11 protein-coding genes and 2 tRNA genes are annotated in these 15,651 nt (G+C 60.5%); 4 read left to right on the plus strand and 9 right to left on the minus strand.

Going from position 1 to position 15,651, the window contains the following annotated elements; translation table 11 throughout:
* Positions 1-156: 156 nt before the first annotated feature.
* Both rlmB and rnr read right to left on the minus strand, forming a co-directional pair.
* The gene (gene rlmB / locus CAG25_RS03565; RefSeq protein ID WP_085611057.1) at positions 157-924 is read right to left on the minus strand and encodes a 23S rRNA (guanosine(2251)-2'-O)-methyltransferase RlmB; all 768 of its coding nucleotides are present in this window, start codon (positions 922-924) and stop codon (positions 157-159) included.
* A complete protein-coding gene (gene rnr, locus CAG25_RS03570) occupies positions 921-3,551 on the minus strand; it encodes a ribonuclease R (protein WP_064593109.1) in 2,631 nt (876 codons plus the stop codon). The genes rlmB and rnr overlap by 4 nt, the downstream gene beginning before the upstream one ends.
* Before the next feature lie 224 nt (positions 3,552-3,775).
* On the opposite strand from rnr, the gene CAG25_RS03575 reads away from it, so the two are divergent.
* From CAG25_RS03575 to CAG25_RS03590, 4 genes are all read left to right on the plus strand, one after another.
* Positions 3,776-3,862: transfer RNA gene (locus CAG25_RS03575), tRNA-Leu, on the plus strand.
* Positions 3,863-4,042: 180 nt separating this feature from the next.
* Positions 4,043-4,129 (plus strand) — tRNA-Leu (locus CAG25_RS03580).
* A gap of 191 nt (positions 4,130-4,320) precedes the next feature.
* Positions 4,321-5,331 carry an extracellular solute-binding protein gene (locus CAG25_RS03585; protein WP_085611058.1) on the plus strand — a complete coding sequence of 337 codons (1,011 nt, stop codon included), beginning with the start codon at positions 4,321-4,323 and terminating at the stop codon, positions 5,329-5,331.
* Positions 5,331-6,896 carry an iron ABC transporter permease gene (locus CAG25_RS03590; RefSeq protein WP_064593105.1) on the plus strand — a complete coding sequence of 522 codons (1,566 nt, stop codon included), beginning with the start codon at positions 5,331-5,333 and terminating at the stop codon, positions 6,894-6,896. Before CAG25_RS03585 ends, CAG25_RS03590 begins: the two co-directional genes overlap by 1 nt.
* A gap of 41 nt (positions 6,897-6,937) precedes the next feature.
* Here CAG25_RS03590 and CAG25_RS03595 read toward each other — a convergent pair whose 3' ends face one another.
* The 7 genes from CAG25_RS03595 to hfq all read right to left on the minus strand — a co-directional run bounded on the left by CAG25_RS03595 (position 6,938) and on the right by hfq (position 15,567).
* The gene (locus CAG25_RS03595; protein ID WP_085611239.1) at positions 6,938-8,872 is read right to left on the minus strand and encodes a methyl-accepting chemotaxis protein; all 1,935 of its coding nucleotides are present in this window, start codon (positions 8,870-8,872) and stop codon (positions 6,938-6,940) included.
* A 140-nt stretch (positions 8,873-9,012) separates the two neighbouring features.
* Positions 9,013-10,302 (minus strand): adenylosuccinate synthase, encoded by a 1,290-nt coding sequence (locus CAG25_RS03600; protein WP_064379102.1) that lies wholly within the window; start codon positions 10,300-10,302, stop codon positions 9,013-9,015.
* Between the two features lie 54 nt (positions 10,303-10,356).
* Positions 10,357-11,544: an ATP phosphoribosyltransferase regulatory subunit gene (locus CAG25_RS03605; RefSeq protein WP_011332186.1), complete on the minus strand. Its 1,188-nt coding sequence runs from the start codon at positions 11,542-11,544 to the stop codon at positions 10,357-10,359.
* A 313-nt stretch (positions 11,545-11,857) separates the two neighbouring features.
* Complete coding sequence (gene hflC / locus CAG25_RS03610; RefSeq protein ID WP_007950723.1) at positions 11,858-12,727, minus strand: protease modulator HflC; 870 nt, start codon at positions 12,725-12,727, stop codon at positions 11,858-11,860.
* A complete protein-coding gene (gene hflK, locus CAG25_RS03615) occupies positions 12,727-13,896 on the minus strand; it encodes an FtsH protease activity modulator HflK (protein WP_039766653.1) in 1,170 nt (389 codons plus the stop codon). Before hflK ends, hflC begins: the two co-directional genes overlap by 1 nt.
* A 96-nt stretch (positions 13,897-13,992) precedes the next feature.
* Positions 13,993-15,294, minus strand: a complete 1,302-nt coding sequence (gene hflX, locus CAG25_RS03620) for a ribosome rescue GTPase HflX (protein WP_064593103.1) — start codon at positions 15,292-15,294, stop codon at positions 13,993-13,995.
* 12 nt (positions 15,295-15,306) lie between these two features.
* Entirely contained in the window at positions 15,307-15,567 is a 261-nt protein-coding gene (gene hfq, locus CAG25_RS03625) for an RNA chaperone Hfq (RefSeq protein WP_007902656.1), read from the minus strand.
* Positions 15,568-15,651 lie beyond the last annotated feature (84 nt).

The following is a 15,651-nucleotide window of genomic DNA, read 5'->3' on the forward strand; positions in this document are numbered from 1 at the left end:
TTGAACAGTTCATTCACTTTACCAATCTGCACCTTTGCGCAGAACCAATGTGGGAGCGGGCTTGCTCGCGAATGCGGCATCACATCCAACATTTTTGCTGAATGACACACCGCTTTCGCGAGCAAGCCCGCTCCCACATTTGAATCGGCGTAAGGCTTAAGCCTTTTTGGCAGCCGCCTTGGCCTTGGCACCGCGCTGACGCTGGGCTTCGAACAGGCACACGCCGGTCGCAACCGAGACATTGAGACTGCTGACGCTACCGGCCATCGGCAAGTGCACCAGGTAATCGCAATGCTCGCGGGTCAGGCGGCGCATGCCTTTGCCTTCGGCACCCATGATCAGGATGGTCGGACCAGTCAGATCCTGGTCATAGATGCTGACTTCGGCCTCACCCGCCGTGCCGACAACCCACAGACCACGCTGCTGAAGCTTTTCCAGGGTGCGCGCAAGGTTGGTGACGGCCACCAGCGGAATCACTTCCGCCGCGCCGCAAGCCACTTTACGTACGACAGGCGTCAGGGTGGCCGACTTGTCTTTCGGCACGATGACCGCCAGCGCACCGGCAGCGTCCGCCGAACGCAGGCAGGCGCCGAGGTTGTGCGGGTCGGTCACGCCGTCGAGCACCAGCAACAGCGGCGCGCCTTCGGTGCGATCGAGCAGCTCGTCGAGCATCGCCTCGCCCCAGACCTGGCTCGGACTGACGTCCGCCACCACGCCCTGGTGCACGCCTTCAACCCAGGCGTCCATTTCGCGGCGCTCGGCCTGACCGATCTGGACCCGGTTTTCGTTGGCCAACTCGATCAGCGTTTGCACGCGCGGATCGTTGCGACTCTCGGCCAGCCAGATCTGCTTGACGCGTTTAGGGTGGTGACGCAGCAACGCTTCTACCGCGTGAACGCCGTAGATTTTTTCCAACTGACTCATGACTTCGCCTTCGGTTTACGCGCCCCGCCACTTTTGGCTGGAGCGGAACCCGCTTTCGGCGGGCCTTTACGGTGTTTGCTCGGTTTGGCTGGCTTGCCGCCGGAAGCCTTGTCAGGCGCCGACCGTCCGGCCTTTCCCCCGGACGCCGCTTTACCACCGTTTTTGGCATCGGCCAGCAAGGCCTTCTTCAATTCACGGCTTTTGCGCAGCTCGGCGTTTTTCGCCACGGCATCGCTCGGACGATAGGCCTCGACAGCCTTCTCCTTGGCCGGACGACGGCTGGCGGTTTTTGCCGGAGCCTTTTCTTCCACAACCTTGGCTGCAGGAGTGGTCGTCTCGGCGCCACGCTTCTTGCGGCCGATCGGCGCGCTGATGGTTTTTTCAGCCATCTCGAAGTCGATCTTGCGCTCGTCGAGATCGACGCGCATGACGCGCACTTCAACGGTATCGCCAAGACGGAAGCTGCGACCGGTGCGCTCGCCCGCCAGGCGGTGGTGCACAGGGTCGAAGTGGTAGTAGTCACCCGGCAACGCCGTAACGTGCACCAGACCTTCGACGTAAATATCGGTCAGTTCGACGAACAGCCCGAAACCGGTCACGGCAGTGATCACGCCCGGGAACGATTCGCCCACGCGGTCTTTCATGAACTCGCACTTGAGCCAGTTCACTACGTCGCGGGTCGCTTCGTCGGCACGGCGCTCGCTCATCGAGCACTGCTCGCCGAGTTGCTCCAGCGCTGCTTCGTCGTACGGATAGATGCGCGCCTTCGGAATGGTCATCGCACCGGCACGACGAACGTGCGGGGTGTCCTGTTTCGAATGGATCACGCTGCGGATCGCCCGGTGCGTGAGCAGGTCCGGGTAACGACGGATCGGCGAGGTGAAGTGGGTATAGGCTTCGTAATTCAGACCGAAGTGGCCTTCGTTCTGGGCGCTGTACACCGCCTGGCTCAGGGAGCGCAGCATCACGGTCTGGATCAGGTGGAAATCCGGACGATCCTTGATGCTGGCCAACAGTGCCTGATAGTCCTTCGGCGACGGGCCATCCTTGCCTTTGTGCAGGGACAGACCGAGCTCACCCAAGAACGCGCGCAGTTTTTCCAGACGCTCCGGTGGCGGGCCGTCGTGGACGCGGTACAACGCAGGGATTTCGTGCTTTTTCAGGAATTCGGCAGTGGCCACGTTGGCCGCCAGCATGCATTCCTCGATCAGCTTGTGCGCATCGTTACGGGTGGTCGGACGGATTTCGGCAATCTTGCGCTCGGAACCGAAGATGATCCGGGTTTCCTGCGTTTCGAAATCGATCGCGCCACGTACATGACGGGCAGCCAGCAATACCTTGTACAGCGCGTAGAGTTGCTTGAGGTGCGGCAGGACGTCGGTGTATTCACCGCGCAGCTTGCGCCCTTCTGTCGCTTTCGGCGTTTCCAGCATCGCGCTGACCTTGTTATAGGTCAGACGGGCGTGGGAATGGATCACCGCTTCATAGAAGCAGTAGTCGGTCATTTCGCCGGACTTGGAGATGGTCATCTCGCAAACCATGGCCAGACGGTCGACATGCGGGTTCAGCGAGCACAGGCCGTTAGAGAGCTGTTCCGGCAGCATCGGCACCACGCGCTCGGGGAAGTACACCGAGTTGCCGCGAACCTGAGCTTCGTTGTCCAGAGCCGAACCGATCTTCACGTAGCTGGAAACGTCGGCAATCGCCACGTACAACTTCCAGCCGCCGGAGAACAGCCGCAGTTTGCCTGGCTTGGCTTCGCAGTAGACCGCGTCGTCGAAGTCGCGGGCATCTTCGCCGTCGATGGTGACGAACGGCAGATGGCGCAGGTCGACGCGCTTCTCTTTGTCTTTTTCTTCGACTTCCGGCTTGAGCTTGCCGGCTTCCTTCAGAACGGCTTCAGGCCAGACGTGCGGAATGTCGTAGGTGCGCAGGGCGACATCGATTTCCATGCCCGGCGCCATGTAGTTGCCGACCACTTCGATCACATCACCTTGCGGCTGGAAGCGCGGCGTCGGCCAGTGAGTGATTTTCACCTCGACGAACTGACCGATCTGGGCGTTGGCGTTACGGCCCGGCGTCACCAGCACTTCCTGCTGGATCTTCGGGTTGTCCGCGACGACGAAGCCGATACCGCCTTCTTCGAAGTAGCGGCCGACGATGCTTTCGTGGGCACGGGACACCACTTCGACGATCACGCCTTCGCGACGACCGCGGCGGTCCAGGCCGGAGACACGGGCCAGGGCACGGTCGCCGTCGAACACCAGACGCATTTGCGCCGGGCTCATGAACAGGTCGTCGGAGCCGTCATCCGGCACCAGGAAGCCGAAGCCGTCGCGATGACCGCTGATGCGACCGAGGATCAAGTCGAGCTTGTCCACCGGCGCATACGTACCACGGCGGGTATAGATCAGTTGAGCGTCGCGCTCCATGGCGCGCAGGCGGCGGCGCAGGGCTTCGATCTGGTCTTCTGTGGTCAGACCAAACTCTTCGACCAGTTGCTCGCGGGCAGCAGGCGAACCTCGATCAGCAAGGTGCTGAAGGATCAGTTCGCGGCTGGGAATAGGGTTTTCATATTTTTCCGCTTCACGAGCGGCCTCGGGATCGAGGGACTGCCAATCGGCCATTAGAGAGTTTTCACCTTGTCTATATGCGGGTTAGTTTGGCATAGGCGCCATCAAACGGGAAATTTCAGACTATAAAGGCCTTTCTAAAGCCCTCTATCGACGTTCGAAAGCCGTTTTGAACACCGCTGGTAAAAAAAATCATTTTTTTTGCCGGCAGGGGTTTACAGTTAAAAAGTCGCTCCGTATAGTGCGCGCCATCGACGACGTACACACGTTGACGAGATGCCCAGGTGGTGAAATTGGTAGACACGCCAGCTTCAGGTGCTGGTGACCTTACGGTCGTGGAAGTTCGAGTCTTCTCCTGGGCACCAATTTCGAGTTTGAGACTAGATCAGTTTCAAGACTCACACAAAAACCCGCGAAAGCGGGTTTTTTGCATTCTGCCCCCCGCTTTTTCTGAAATTGATTTATTAAAATCAAATCAGGGGTTTACAGATCAAAAGGCGCTCCGTATAGTGCGCCACATCAACAGCGGCGACGCTGAAGATGAAGCCCAGATGGTGAAATTGGTAGACACGCCAGCTTCAGGTGCTGGTGACCTTACGGTCGTGGAAGTTCGAGTCTTCTTCTGGGCACCAATTCAAATTCAAGGTTACGATCTTGAATCTCACAAAAACCCGCGAAAGCGGGTTTTTGCGTTTCCGGGGTTTGGAAAACCTGAATCCCAACGCCTATCAGACCCACCCCTCCCCTGCAAGGCGCACTTGAGAAACAATATCGTTTATCATTGTTGCAAGTTTTTGCAATGCGACAGTGAGGAACCCTGCGAATGATGTTTCGAAATACCCTGCGCCGCGGCTTGACCTTCACCCTGCTCGGCCTGGCACTCGCCACTCCCCTCGCCCAGGCTGCCGACACGGTTTCCCTGACGCTCTACAACGGTCAACACAAGGAAGTCGGCGACGCCATCGCCGAAGCCTTCGAAGCCAAGACCGGCATTCACGTCAATGTGCGCAAGGGTAGCAGCAACCAGCTCGCCAGCCAGATCATCGAAGAAGGCGACCGCTCACCTGCCGACGTCATCTACACCGAAGAATCCCCGCCGCTGAACAACCTCGGCGAGCAAGGCCTGCTGGCCAAGGCTGACGATGCGACCCTGGCCGTTCTGCCGAAAAAATACGTCGCCGGCAACGGCACCTGGATCGGCGTCACCGCCCGGGTTCGCGTGGTGGCCTTCAACCCGAAACTGATCGACGAAAAAGATCTGCCCAAATCGGTGCTGGATTTCGCCGATCCGCAGTGGCAAGGCAAGGTCGGCTTCGTCCCGACCAGCGGCGCGTTCCAGGAACAGGCCGTGGCCATCATCAAAAAGCACGGTCGCGAAGCCGCCGAAGAATGGCTGACCGGCCTGCGCGCCTTCGGCAAGACCTACAGCAACAACATGGTCGCCCTCAAGGCGGTGGAAAACGGCGAAGTCGCCACCGTGCTGGTGAACAACTACTACTGGTTCGCCCTGCAGCGGGAGAAAGGCCAGCTTGATTCCAAACTGCATTACTTCACCGGCGGCGATGTGGGTGGCCTGATCACCGTGTCCAGCGCAGCCGTGCTGAAATCCAGCAAACATCCAAAAGAAGCCCAGCAATTTCTCGCCTACATGGCCAGCGAAGAAGGCCAGCGCGTGATCACCCAGACCACCGCCGAATACCCGCTGCACAAAGGCATGGAATCGGATCGCGGCCTCAAGCCATTCAGCGAACTGGAAGCGCCGGATGTCACGCCGGCCGATCTGGGTAATGCCGAAGAGGCGCTGGAGCTGGAACGCGAAGTTGGCCTGAACTGATGACCGCATCGTTATCCGCCCCCGCTACACGCGGGGGTTACGTTCCACGGCGCAAACGGCCGTCGATCTGGCTGGTGTTGCCGGTTTTGCTGCTGGTGGTCATGAGCCTGTTGCCGCTGGCCTACGTCGGGCTCAAAGCCTGGCAGGCGGGCTGGACCGAAGCGCTGCATTTACTGTGGCGCCCCTATGTGTTCGGCCTGCTGCGCAACACGCTGGCGCTGATGGTTGGCGTGACCGTGACCTGTGGCGTGATCGGCCTGTCGCTGGCGTGGCTACTGGAGCGCAGCAATCTGCCGGGCCGACGGCTGTGGGGCGTGATTCTTTGCCTGCCGTTCGCAGTGCCGGCATTCGTCAGCAGCTTTACCTGGGTTTCGCTCAGCGCGCAGTTCGAAGGACTCGGCGGGGCGATCTTGGTGATGAGCCTGTCGAAATATCCGCTGATCTTTCTGCCGGTGGCCGCCACGCTGCGCAATCTTGATCCATCCCTTGAAGAGTCGGCTCGCACCTTGGGACAGAATCGCTGGGGCGTGTTTTTCCGCGTCACCCTGCCCCTGCTCTGGCCTTCCTTGCTGGCCGGTTCGCTGCTGATTGCGCTGCACATGCTGGTGGAATTCGGCGCACTGTCGATCATCGGCCTGCAAACTTTCACCACCGCGATCTATCAGCAATTCGAACTGGAATTCAGCAATGCCAACGCGGCGATGCTGTCGGCGGTATTGCTGGCGCTGTGCCTGATGCTGTTGTGGCTGGAGTTGCGGGTGCGCGGCAAGGGACGACATGTACGTACCGGCCAAGGTGCGGCGCGTCGGGCTGAACAAGTGCGACTGGGACCTTGGGCGATCGCCGGTCAGCTGTATTGCCTGATGCTGGCGATTGTCGGCAGCGGGATTCCGCTGGGCATGCTGGCCTACTGGCTCGCCGTGGGATCGTCAGCGGCATTCCCGGTTGCGGCGATCACTGAAGCCTTGCTGTCTTCATTGGCGCTATCGCTGGGTGGCGCTGGATTGTGTCTGGTGCTGGCAGTGCCGGTCGGATTGCTGGTGGTGCGCTACAAAGGCCAACTGGCGATCTGGGCCGAACGCCTGCCCTATCTGCTGCACGCCCTGCCGGGATTGGTAATCGCGTTGACGCTGGTGTATTTCGCCCTGCATTACGTGCCGGCGCTGTACCAGACCTCCGCGTTATTGCTGATTGCGTATGCACTGCTGTTTCTGCCGCTGGCTCAGGCGCCGATCCGCACGGCGTTGAACAAGGCCGCGCCGCAACTCGAAGAAGCCGCCCGCACCCTCGGCGCCTCCTCGTTCACGGCGTTCTGTCGGGTGACTTTACCGATCATCTTCCCGGCACTGGGCGCAGCCTTTGCGCTGGTGTTTCTGGATGCCATGAAAGAACTGACGGCTACATTGCTGCTGAGTCCGACCGGGCTCAACACATTGGCGACTGAAGTCTGGGCGCATACCGCAAATGTCGAGTTCGCAGCCGCAGCGCCTTATGCGGCGTTGTTGATTGTGGTGTCGGGATTGCCCGTCTACCTGCTGACAACCCGGATGTATTTGAGCCGATAAAAAAATCGCAGCCGAAGCTGCGATTTTTTTTGCTCGCACTATCAGGCCCGGAACTGCCCCAGACTGGCCTTGAGCTGCGCCGCCAGACCATCCAGCACCTTGCCGCTGGCCGTGGTCTCGACCACCGCCTGTGCAGCTTTTTCGGCCTGGGCATGAATCGTTTCGACCCGCCCACGCACAGCCTGCGCGCCCTGCGCCTGATGCGCCGCTGCCTGAGTCGCCAGGCCAATCGCCGCATGCACCTGCTCGACCGACGCCTGCACCGACTGCTGCAGTCGCGCGCTGTCACGCAGCACCAGCAAACCTTCGCTCGCTTGACGCCCAGCCTGACCAATCGCCTCGACCGCCTCACGGGCGCCCTGCTGCAGGGCCACGATGTGCGCCTGAATGTCGCCGGTGGAGCTTTGGGTCTTGCTCGCCAGCGCCCGGACTTCATCCGCCACCACTGCAAACCCGCGACCGGTCTCGCCAGCACGGGCCGCTTCGATGGCCGCGTTGAGCGCCAGCAGGTTGGTTTGCTCGGCGATGCCGTGAATCACGGTCAGCACCACTTCAATCTGCTCGCTCTGCTGTGCCAGCCGCTCAATGACTTTCGCCCCGGTATCGACCTGCCCCGCCAGCGCCTCGATCAAGCTGCCGACCCTGGCCGAGGTGCGAGTGTTCTCGTCGGTGGCCTGACGAATATCCACCACCTGCTTCAACGCCGCCTGCATCGCATGGCTTTCCGACTGAGCCTCATCGGCCATTTGCGACAGCGCTCGCAGGCTTTCGGCCACTTCATCACGCTGCATCCCGGCCGCTGCGTCGGCCCCGGCGTTGCGCAGGGTCATGGCGCCGATTTCCACACCGGTGCGCTGAGCCACATCCCCGGCCTCGCGCACGATCGGCTGCAACTTGTCCACAAAGCGGTTGACCGCCGAGGCCATGTCGCCGATTTCGTCCTTGCTGTTGATCTGCACACGTTTGGTCAGATCACCCTCGCCTGCGGCCAGGTCATCCATGGCGGCGTTGAGCATTTTCAGGCGATTGACGACCCGATGACCGAGCACCACCGCCAGCAGCAACAGCACCCCGGCCCCCACCAGCGCCAGGCCCATGCCGATACGCCAGCGCAGCGTTGCAGCAGCATCCTGCACGGTACTGGTGGTGTTGGCTTTCATCTCGGCAGCTGTGGACTGCGCCGATTGCAGGCGAGCCTGCATGGCGGTGGCGCTGTCGGCAGCGGCGCCCTTGAGGCTGTCACCGACCAGTTGATCGCTGCTGGCAATCAACGCCGTGAAGCGTTGATCGAGCGCCGCCAGATCGGTTTCAACCGAGGCGGTCGAGACACCCATCAGCACCTTGCCGATTTCCACGCCATTGGGGTTGATCGAGGCTTCGAGGTAGTAGACCGACGGATCGTTCTTCGCCGCATCCAACACCTTGTCCAGCGCCCGCTCGCCCTGGCCCTTCTCCAAAAGGGCCTTGTTGATCGGGTTTTCGCGATTAAGGTAGCGGGTCAGATGCTGGCCGGTGGCGTCGTCATACACCACGAACAGCACGTTGGGATTACGCTGGGCCCGGCGGGCGAATTCGGACAGGGTCGGCACGTCGCTGTCCCACATGGCACGGGGCGCCACGGAGGCCAGCAGTTGGGCCATGTCATTGGCCGAATCCTTCAGGTCTTTTTCCAACGTCGCACGCAGCTGCGCCTGCTCTTCCTTCAGACGCGAGGAAAGACCGGCGGTGAGACGCTGACGGGTACTTGAGGAGAGGTTGTCGAGACTCGACGTGACTTCGCGCCCGGCCTGCTCCAGCTCACCGGACAACTTCTGGCTGTCGGCGCCCAGGCGAGTGCCGAGATCGGCTTCCAGCGCGGTGACGGTGCTCCGCGTCAGGGCGACGGCCACCAGCACTTGCACCAAAAGAGCGATACCAAGGGTAACGAACACGGGCCGCAACAGACGGCTTTGTAACAGTGAGAGAACGGCTGACACTTTGAATCCCTCTACGTCTGACGCCATTAATTTGATGGCACTCTTGTAGACAGAATCACAGCAAAGGTCATGCCGTCCAACAGGCATAAACGACAAAGGCCCCGATGAAGGGGCCTTTGTGTTTTTACATCAACGACTTATCAAGCGAACGGATGACGCAGAACGATGGTTTCGTTGCGGTCCGGACCCGTCGAAATAATGTCGATCGGCGCGCCGATCAACTCTTCAACGCGTTTGATGTAGGCACGAGCGTTAGCCGGCAGCTCTTCCAGGGTCTTGGCGCCCACGGTCGATTCGCTCCAGCCTGGCACTTCTTCGTACACAGGCTGCAGGCCCACGTAGCTGTCAGCGTCAGTCGGAGCAACGGCATTGCCTTGCGCGTCTTTGTAACCGGTGCAGATGTTGATGGTTTCCAGGCCGTCGAGTACGTCCAGCTTGGTCAGGCAGATGCCCGAGATGCTGTTCACATCAATAGCACGACGCAGGATAACGGCGTCGAACCAGCCGCAACGACGGGCACGGCCGGTGGTAGCGCCGAACTCGTGACCTTGCTTGGCCAGGTGCGCACCGACTTCGTCGAACAGCTCAGTCGGGAATGGGCCCGAACCTACGCGAGTGGTGTAAGCCTTGGTGATGCCCAGGATGTAGTCCAGGAACATCGGGCCAACGCCCGAACCGGTCGCCACGCCACCCGCGGTGGTGTTGGAGCTGGTCACGTACGGGTAGGTGCCGTGGTCGATGTCGAGCAACGAACCCTGGGCGCCTTCGAACATGATGTCTTTGCCGGCGCGACGCAGGTCGTGCAGCTCGGCAGTCACGTCCAGCATCAGCGGCTTGAGCAGCTCGGCGTATTCCTTGCACTCGGCCAGAGTCTTTTCGTACTCGATGGCAGGCTCTTTGTAGTAACCGACCAGCATGAAGTTGTGGTAGTCCACCAGCTCACGCAGCTTGTCTTCAAAGCGCGGCATGTTGAGCAGATCGCCAACACGCAAACCGCGACGTGCAACCTTGTCTTCGTAAGCCGGGCCGATGCCGCGACCGGTCGTACCGATCTTCAGCTCGCCGCGGGCCTTTTCACGGGCCTGGTCCAGCGCCACGTGGAAGGACAGGATCAGCGGGCAGGAAGGGCTGATGCGCAGGCGCTCGCGCACCGGTACGCCTTTCTCTTCCAGCTTGGTGATCTCGCGCAGCAGGGCGTCAGGTGCAACCACCACGCCGTTGCCGATCAGGCACTGCACGCCTTCGCGCAGCACGCCCGAAGGGATCAGGTGCAAGACGGTTTTTTCACCGTCGATCACCAGAGTGTGACCGGCGTTGTGGCCACCCTGGTAGCGCACTACGGCGGCAGCATGTTCGGTCAGCAGATCAACGATCTTGCCTTTGCCCTCATCACCCCATTGGGTGCCCAGGACTACGACATTCTTACCCATAACACTTGTCCTCATTCGCGCAAACTTGGTGCCGGCGTCAGCCGGCAGGAAAACTCAAGAAGCCAGTGGCGATACTTGCCAAAGCCCGTTCTGCTGGATCAATTGCCGGTCGCAGTCCGCATCACGGGCGGCGGCCAAAGGTTGTCCAGGCAATGCCTGAACGACACGCTGACCCTCACTGCGCAACTGGCAAACCTGCTGCCAGAGTGCCGCATCCGTACTGTCAGGCATCCAGATACCGCCAGACGGTAGCTCGATCTCAGCACGCCCCAGGGTCACCAGGGTTTTCAAATCGGTGGAGAAGCCGGTGGCCGGACGGGCGCGACCGAAGTCGGCGCCGATGTCGTCGTAACGACCGCCCTGGGCGATGGACTGGCCAACACCCGGCACGAATACCGCAAACACCACACCGGTGTGGTAGTGATAACCGCGCAGTTCGCCCAGATCGAAGTACAGCGGCAGCTCCGGGAAGCGCACCGACAGACGCTCGGCGATCGCCAGCAAATCTTCCAGCGCCGCCAGTACCGGCGCCGGCGCATTGGCCAGACGCTCGCGGGCAGCGCTCAGCACTTCACGGCCGCCGCACAGGTCGACCAGCGCGCGCAACATGCCGGACAGATCGGCCGGCAGGCCTTCGGTCAGGGTAATGACCTCGTCGATGGCCTTGCGTTGCAATGCATCGAACAACTGCTGCTCGACTTCACCCGACAGACCGGCCGCCTGGGCCAGACCGCGGTAGATGCCGACATGCCCGAGGTCCATGTGCACGTCCGGCACATCGGCCAGTTGCAGCATGGCCAGCATCAGGCTGATGACTTCAACGTCGCTGCTCGGGCTGGCATCGCCGTACAACTCGGCGCCCAGTTGGATCGGGCTGCGCGAGGACGACAAGGCACGCGGCTGGGCATGCAGCACGCTGCCGGCGTAGCACAGGCGGCTCGGGCCTTCGCGACGCAGGGTGTGCGCATCGATGCGCGCCACTTGCGGCGTGATGTCGGCACGGAAACCCATCTGCCGGCCCGATTGCGGGTCGATGACCTTGAAGGTACGCAGATCCAGGTCCTGGCCCGCGCCGGTCAGCAGGGATTCCAGGTACTCGATATGGGGAGTCACGACAAACTCGTAACCCCAGCTCTGGAACAGATCCAACACCTGACGACGCGCGACTTCAATGCGCGCCGCTTCCGGTGGCAGTACTTCTTCGATGCCATCTGGCAGCAGCCAGCGGTCTACCGTTGCCATTACGCCATTCCCCTTAGATCCGGGCGGCCAGCCCGAGGGCGAGCCTTGAGTGAAGCAGAAAATGACCGGCCCGTTCAAAACGCACGCGCATGAACGACGCGGCGAAAGGCCTGTTACCGGCTTCGCCCATCACTTTCCTCGAAAAACTGTCGGGCCATTCAACCCGATCTTCTGCAACAAAAACAGCAATCAAACGTGCAGACGCAAAAAAGCCGGGAATTTCCCGGCTGCCGCATCATACACACGTTTTCCCAAAGGATCACCCCGCCCGAGGTATTAGCCGCCGGGCGGAATGATTCAGGTCAACGTCGTATCAAGGCTTGGACTTTTCCAGGTAACGGAAGAAGTCGCTGCTTGGGTCGAGGACCAGGACGTCGGATTTGTTCGCGAAGCTTTCACGGTAGGCACGCAGGCTACGGTAGAAACCGTAGAATTCCTGATCCTGGCCGTAGGCCTTGGAGTAGATCGCAGCGGCCTGGGCATCACCGTCACCGCGAATCTCTTCGGATTCACGATAGGCTTCAGCCAGCAGCACACGGCGTTGACGATCGGCGTCGGCACGGATGCCTTCGGCCAGCTCGTTACCCTTGGCGCGGTGCTCGCGAGCTTCACGCTCACGCTCGGTGCTCATACGTTCGAACACGCTGCGGTTCACTTCTTTCGGCAGATCGATGGCCTTGACCCGGACATCGACCACTTCGATACCCAGCTCCTTTTCCGCCATCTTGTTCAGCGATGCGGTGATGTCAGCCATCAGTGCATCACGCTCACCGGACACGACTTCGTGCAGGGTGCGCTTACCGAACTGGTCACGCAGACCCGATTCCAGTCGACGGGACAGACGCTCGTCAGCGATCTGCTTGAGGCCGGACGTTGCGGTGTAGAAGCGCTCGGCATCTTTCACGCGCCACTTGGCATAGGCATCGACCATCACGGCTTTCTTTTCCAGCGTCAGGAAGCGCTGTGTCGGTGCATCCAGCGTCATCAGACGTGCGTCGAATTTACGCACCTGGTTAACGTAAGGCACTTTCACATGCAGACCTGGCTGAACATCAGCCTGAACCACGCGACCGAACTGCAGCAACACCGCACGCTCGGTCTGAGCCACGATGTAGAAACAGTTCCAGCCAACCAGTACCACGACAACGCCAACGATCAGGGCGATCAGCGATTTATTGCTCATCAGCGGGTCTCCCTTGTACGCGACTGCGGCACGTCAGTGACATGCGGCGTGACGTCCGTGTTGTTGCTGGCGGCAGCCGAACCGGTGACCGGTGCATTGCTGCCCGAACTGTTCTGAATCATTTTGTCCAGCGGCAGGTAAAGCAGGTTGCTCTGGCCGTTCTTGTTGCCGGTCACGAGAACCTTGCTGGTGCTGCTGAAGACTTCCTGCATGGTGTCCAGGTACAGACGCTGGCGAGTGACCTCGGGCGCCTTGCGATACTCGGCGACCAGCTTGGTGAAGCGATCCGCCTCACCCTTGGCGCGCGAGACCGTTTCGTCACGGTAACCGTTGGCATCTTCAAGGATGCGCTGGGCCTGACCACGGGCTTCCGGCACCACGCCGTTGGCGTAGGTTTCAGCCTGGTTGCGCGAACGCTGCTCGTCTTCACGGGCGCGGATCACGTCATCGAAGGCTTCCTGCACTTCACGCGGTGCCGCTGCGCTCTGTACGTTGACCTGGGTGACGGTGATACCGGTGCGATAGGTATCGAGGAAACGTTGCAGACGCTCCTTGATCTCGCTGGCCATCAGCTCACGACCTTCGGTCAGCACCTGGTCCATCGCGGTGGAACCCACCACATGGCGCAGCGCACTGTCGGTCGCATGTTGCAGGCTGATTTCCGGCTGGTCGACGTTCAGCACGAAGTCCTGCAGGTTGCTGATCTTGTACTGCACGGTCAGCGGCACTTCGACGATGTTCTCGTCTTCGGTCAGCATCTGGCCCTGCTTGGTGTAGGCACGCTCACGCGTGACGTTCTCCATGTACTTCTTGTCGATCGGCGGGAAGTAGATGTTCAGGCCGGGACCGACAGTCTCGTAGTACTTGCCGAAGCGCAGCACCACGGCCTGCTCCTGCTCGTCCACGACGTACACCGCGCTGTACAGCCAGACGGCCGCCAGCACGACAAGGCCGATGCCGAGCAGGCCGCCGAAGCCGCCGCTCTTGCCCGAGCCACCACCGTCATCACCGCGTTTTTTTCCACCACCGAACAACCCGTTCAGGCTTTCCTGCAGCTTTCGGAAGGCCTCGTCGAGATCCGGCGGCCCCTTGCGGTCGCCGTTGTTGCGACGCTTGCCACCCCAAGGATCCTGATTGTTCGAGTTGCCACCCGGCTCATTCCAAGCCATAGCGCTCTCCATCTGATAAAGCAAAGACGCACCCACGGCGCGCCGACCAATGCTACAGAATGCCTGCCGTTGCGGCACAACCGCTTTGCCAGGCTTTTATTGCAAAGTGTGTTGCTCGATGAACTCCGTCGGCACAACGCCTTCACGACTGACCAGTCGATTGAGCTCCGAGCGTGGCAATCGAACGGCCAGCAAGCTGACCCCTTCTTCGTCGTGTTCTTCTTTCTGTACCGCGCCCAACTCGAAGAACTGTGCACGCAGACGCGCGAACCGCTGAGGCAGGCGCAGGGTTCCCACGAACAGGTCACTGCCCAACAACTCGGCAATCGCCTGCTCGAGCAATTCCAGACCGGTGCCATCACGCGCCGACAGCCAGACCCGCTGGGGCTTGCCGTTTTCATCGCGCTGGATTTGTGGCTCAACGCCTTCAAGCAAATCGAGTTTGTTATAGACCTCGAGGATCGGCAAGTCCTGGGCACCGATCTCGCCCAGCACCACCATCACCTGCTCGATCTGCAACATGCGATCCGGTTCGGCCGCATCGATCACGTGCAACAGCAGGTCGGAGTTGCTCGACTCTTCGAGCGTAGACCGAAATGCCTCGACCAGTTTGTGCGGCAAGTGGCGGATGAAGCCCACGGTGTCGGCCAGGACAATCGGCCCCAGGTCGTCCAGATCCAGACGGCGCAGGGTCGGATCGAGCGTGGCGAACAGCTGGTCAGCAGCGTACACGTCGGACTTGGTCACGTTATTGAACAGCGTGGATTTACCGGCGTTGGTGTATCCCACCAGAGATACGGTAGGGATATCCGCACGCGAGCGGCCGCGACGCGACTGTTCGCGCTGGCTGCGCACTTTCTCCAGCCGGCCCTTGATCTGACGCAGGCGAACCCGCAGCAGTCGCCGGTCGGTTTCGAGCTGGGTTTCACCCGGGCCGCGCATGCCGATACCGCCACCCTGACGCTCAAGGTGAGTCCAGCCGCGAACCAGCCGGGTGCTCATGTGGTCAAGCTGGGCCAGTTCGACCTGGAGCTTGCCCTCATGGGTACGGGCGCGTTGGGCGAAAATATCGAGAATCAGACCGGTACGGTCGATCACGCGACACTCGAAAACACGTTCGAGGTTACGTTCCTGACTGGGCGTAAGGGTGTGATTGAAGATGACCAGATCGGCTTCTTCGGCGTGGACCAGGTCGCGCAGTTCCTCGACCTTGCCGCTGCCAATCAGGTATTTGGCGGTTGGCCGATGACGCGGCACGTTAAAAAACGCAACGGTCTCGGCGCCAGCCGAATTTGCCAGTTCCTGAAACTCCTGCGGATCTTCGCGCGCCTCAGGGTCCTGTCCATCCAAGTGAACGAGGATGACTCGTTCACCACCACCGTGGCGCTCAAAGAACAAAGGAGACTCCTATCAGGCGTTACCTGGCTCAGCGTCACCTGCTTCGGATTCGGTTGCGCTTGGCAGACGAATTGGACGAACCGGCACGACTGTAGAGATAGCGTGTTTGTAAACCATCTGGCTGACGGTGTTCTTCAGCAGGATAACGAACTGGTCGAACGACTCGATCGTGCCTTGCAGTTTGATCCCGTTCACCAGGTAGATGGAAACCCCCACTTTCTCTTTACGTAAAGTATTCAAGTAAGGGTCTTGTAGCGAATGCCCTTTTGACATGTGCCGCACTCCTTTAAGGATTCAATATAAAAAATAGGTAAACAGATGGCTTTTGCCGCCACACCCCCAAGGATAGACGGCAAT

The sequence above is a fragment of the Pseudomonas sp. B16(2017) genome (assembly GCF_002113205.1).
GTDB classification, from domain to species: domain Bacteria; phylum Pseudomonadota; class Gammaproteobacteria; order Pseudomonadales; family Pseudomonadaceae; genus Aquipseudomonas; species Aquipseudomonas pharyngis.

Coding starts and splice junctions, on each gene's coding strand:
- hflC (WP_007950723.1), bottom strand. CDS start 12,727: ATGAGCAATAAATCGCTGATCGCCCTGATCGTTGGCGTTGTCGTGGTA.
- rlmB (WP_085611057.1), bottom strand. CDS start 924: ATGAGTCAGTTGGAAAAAATCTACGGCGTTCACGCGGTAGAAGCGTTG.
- CAG25_RS03590 (WP_064593105.1), top strand. CDS start 5,331: ATGACCGCATCGTTATCCGCCCCCGCTACACGCGGGGGTTACGTTCCA.
- rnr (WP_064593109.1), bottom strand. CDS start 3,551: ATGGCCGATTGGCAGTCCCTCGATCCCGAGGCCGCTCGTGAAGCGGAA.
- hfq (WP_007902656.1), bottom strand. CDS start 15,567: ATGTCAAAAGGGCATTCGCTACAAGACCCTTACTTGAATACTTTACGT.
- CAG25_RS03600 (WP_064379102.1), bottom strand. CDS start 10,302: ATGGGTAAGAATGTCGTAGTCCTGGGCACCCAATGGGGTGATGAGGGC.
- hflK (WP_039766653.1), bottom strand. CDS start 13,896: ATGGCTTGGAATGAGCCGGGTGGCAACTCGAACAATCAGGATCCTTGG.
- CAG25_RS03605 (WP_011332186.1), bottom strand. CDS start 11,544: ATGGCAACGGTAGACCGCTGGCTGCTGCCAGATGGCATCGAAGAAGTA.
- CAG25_RS03585 (WP_085611058.1), top strand. CDS start 4,321: ATGATGTTTCGAAATACCCTGCGCCGCGGCTTGACCTTCACCCTGCTC.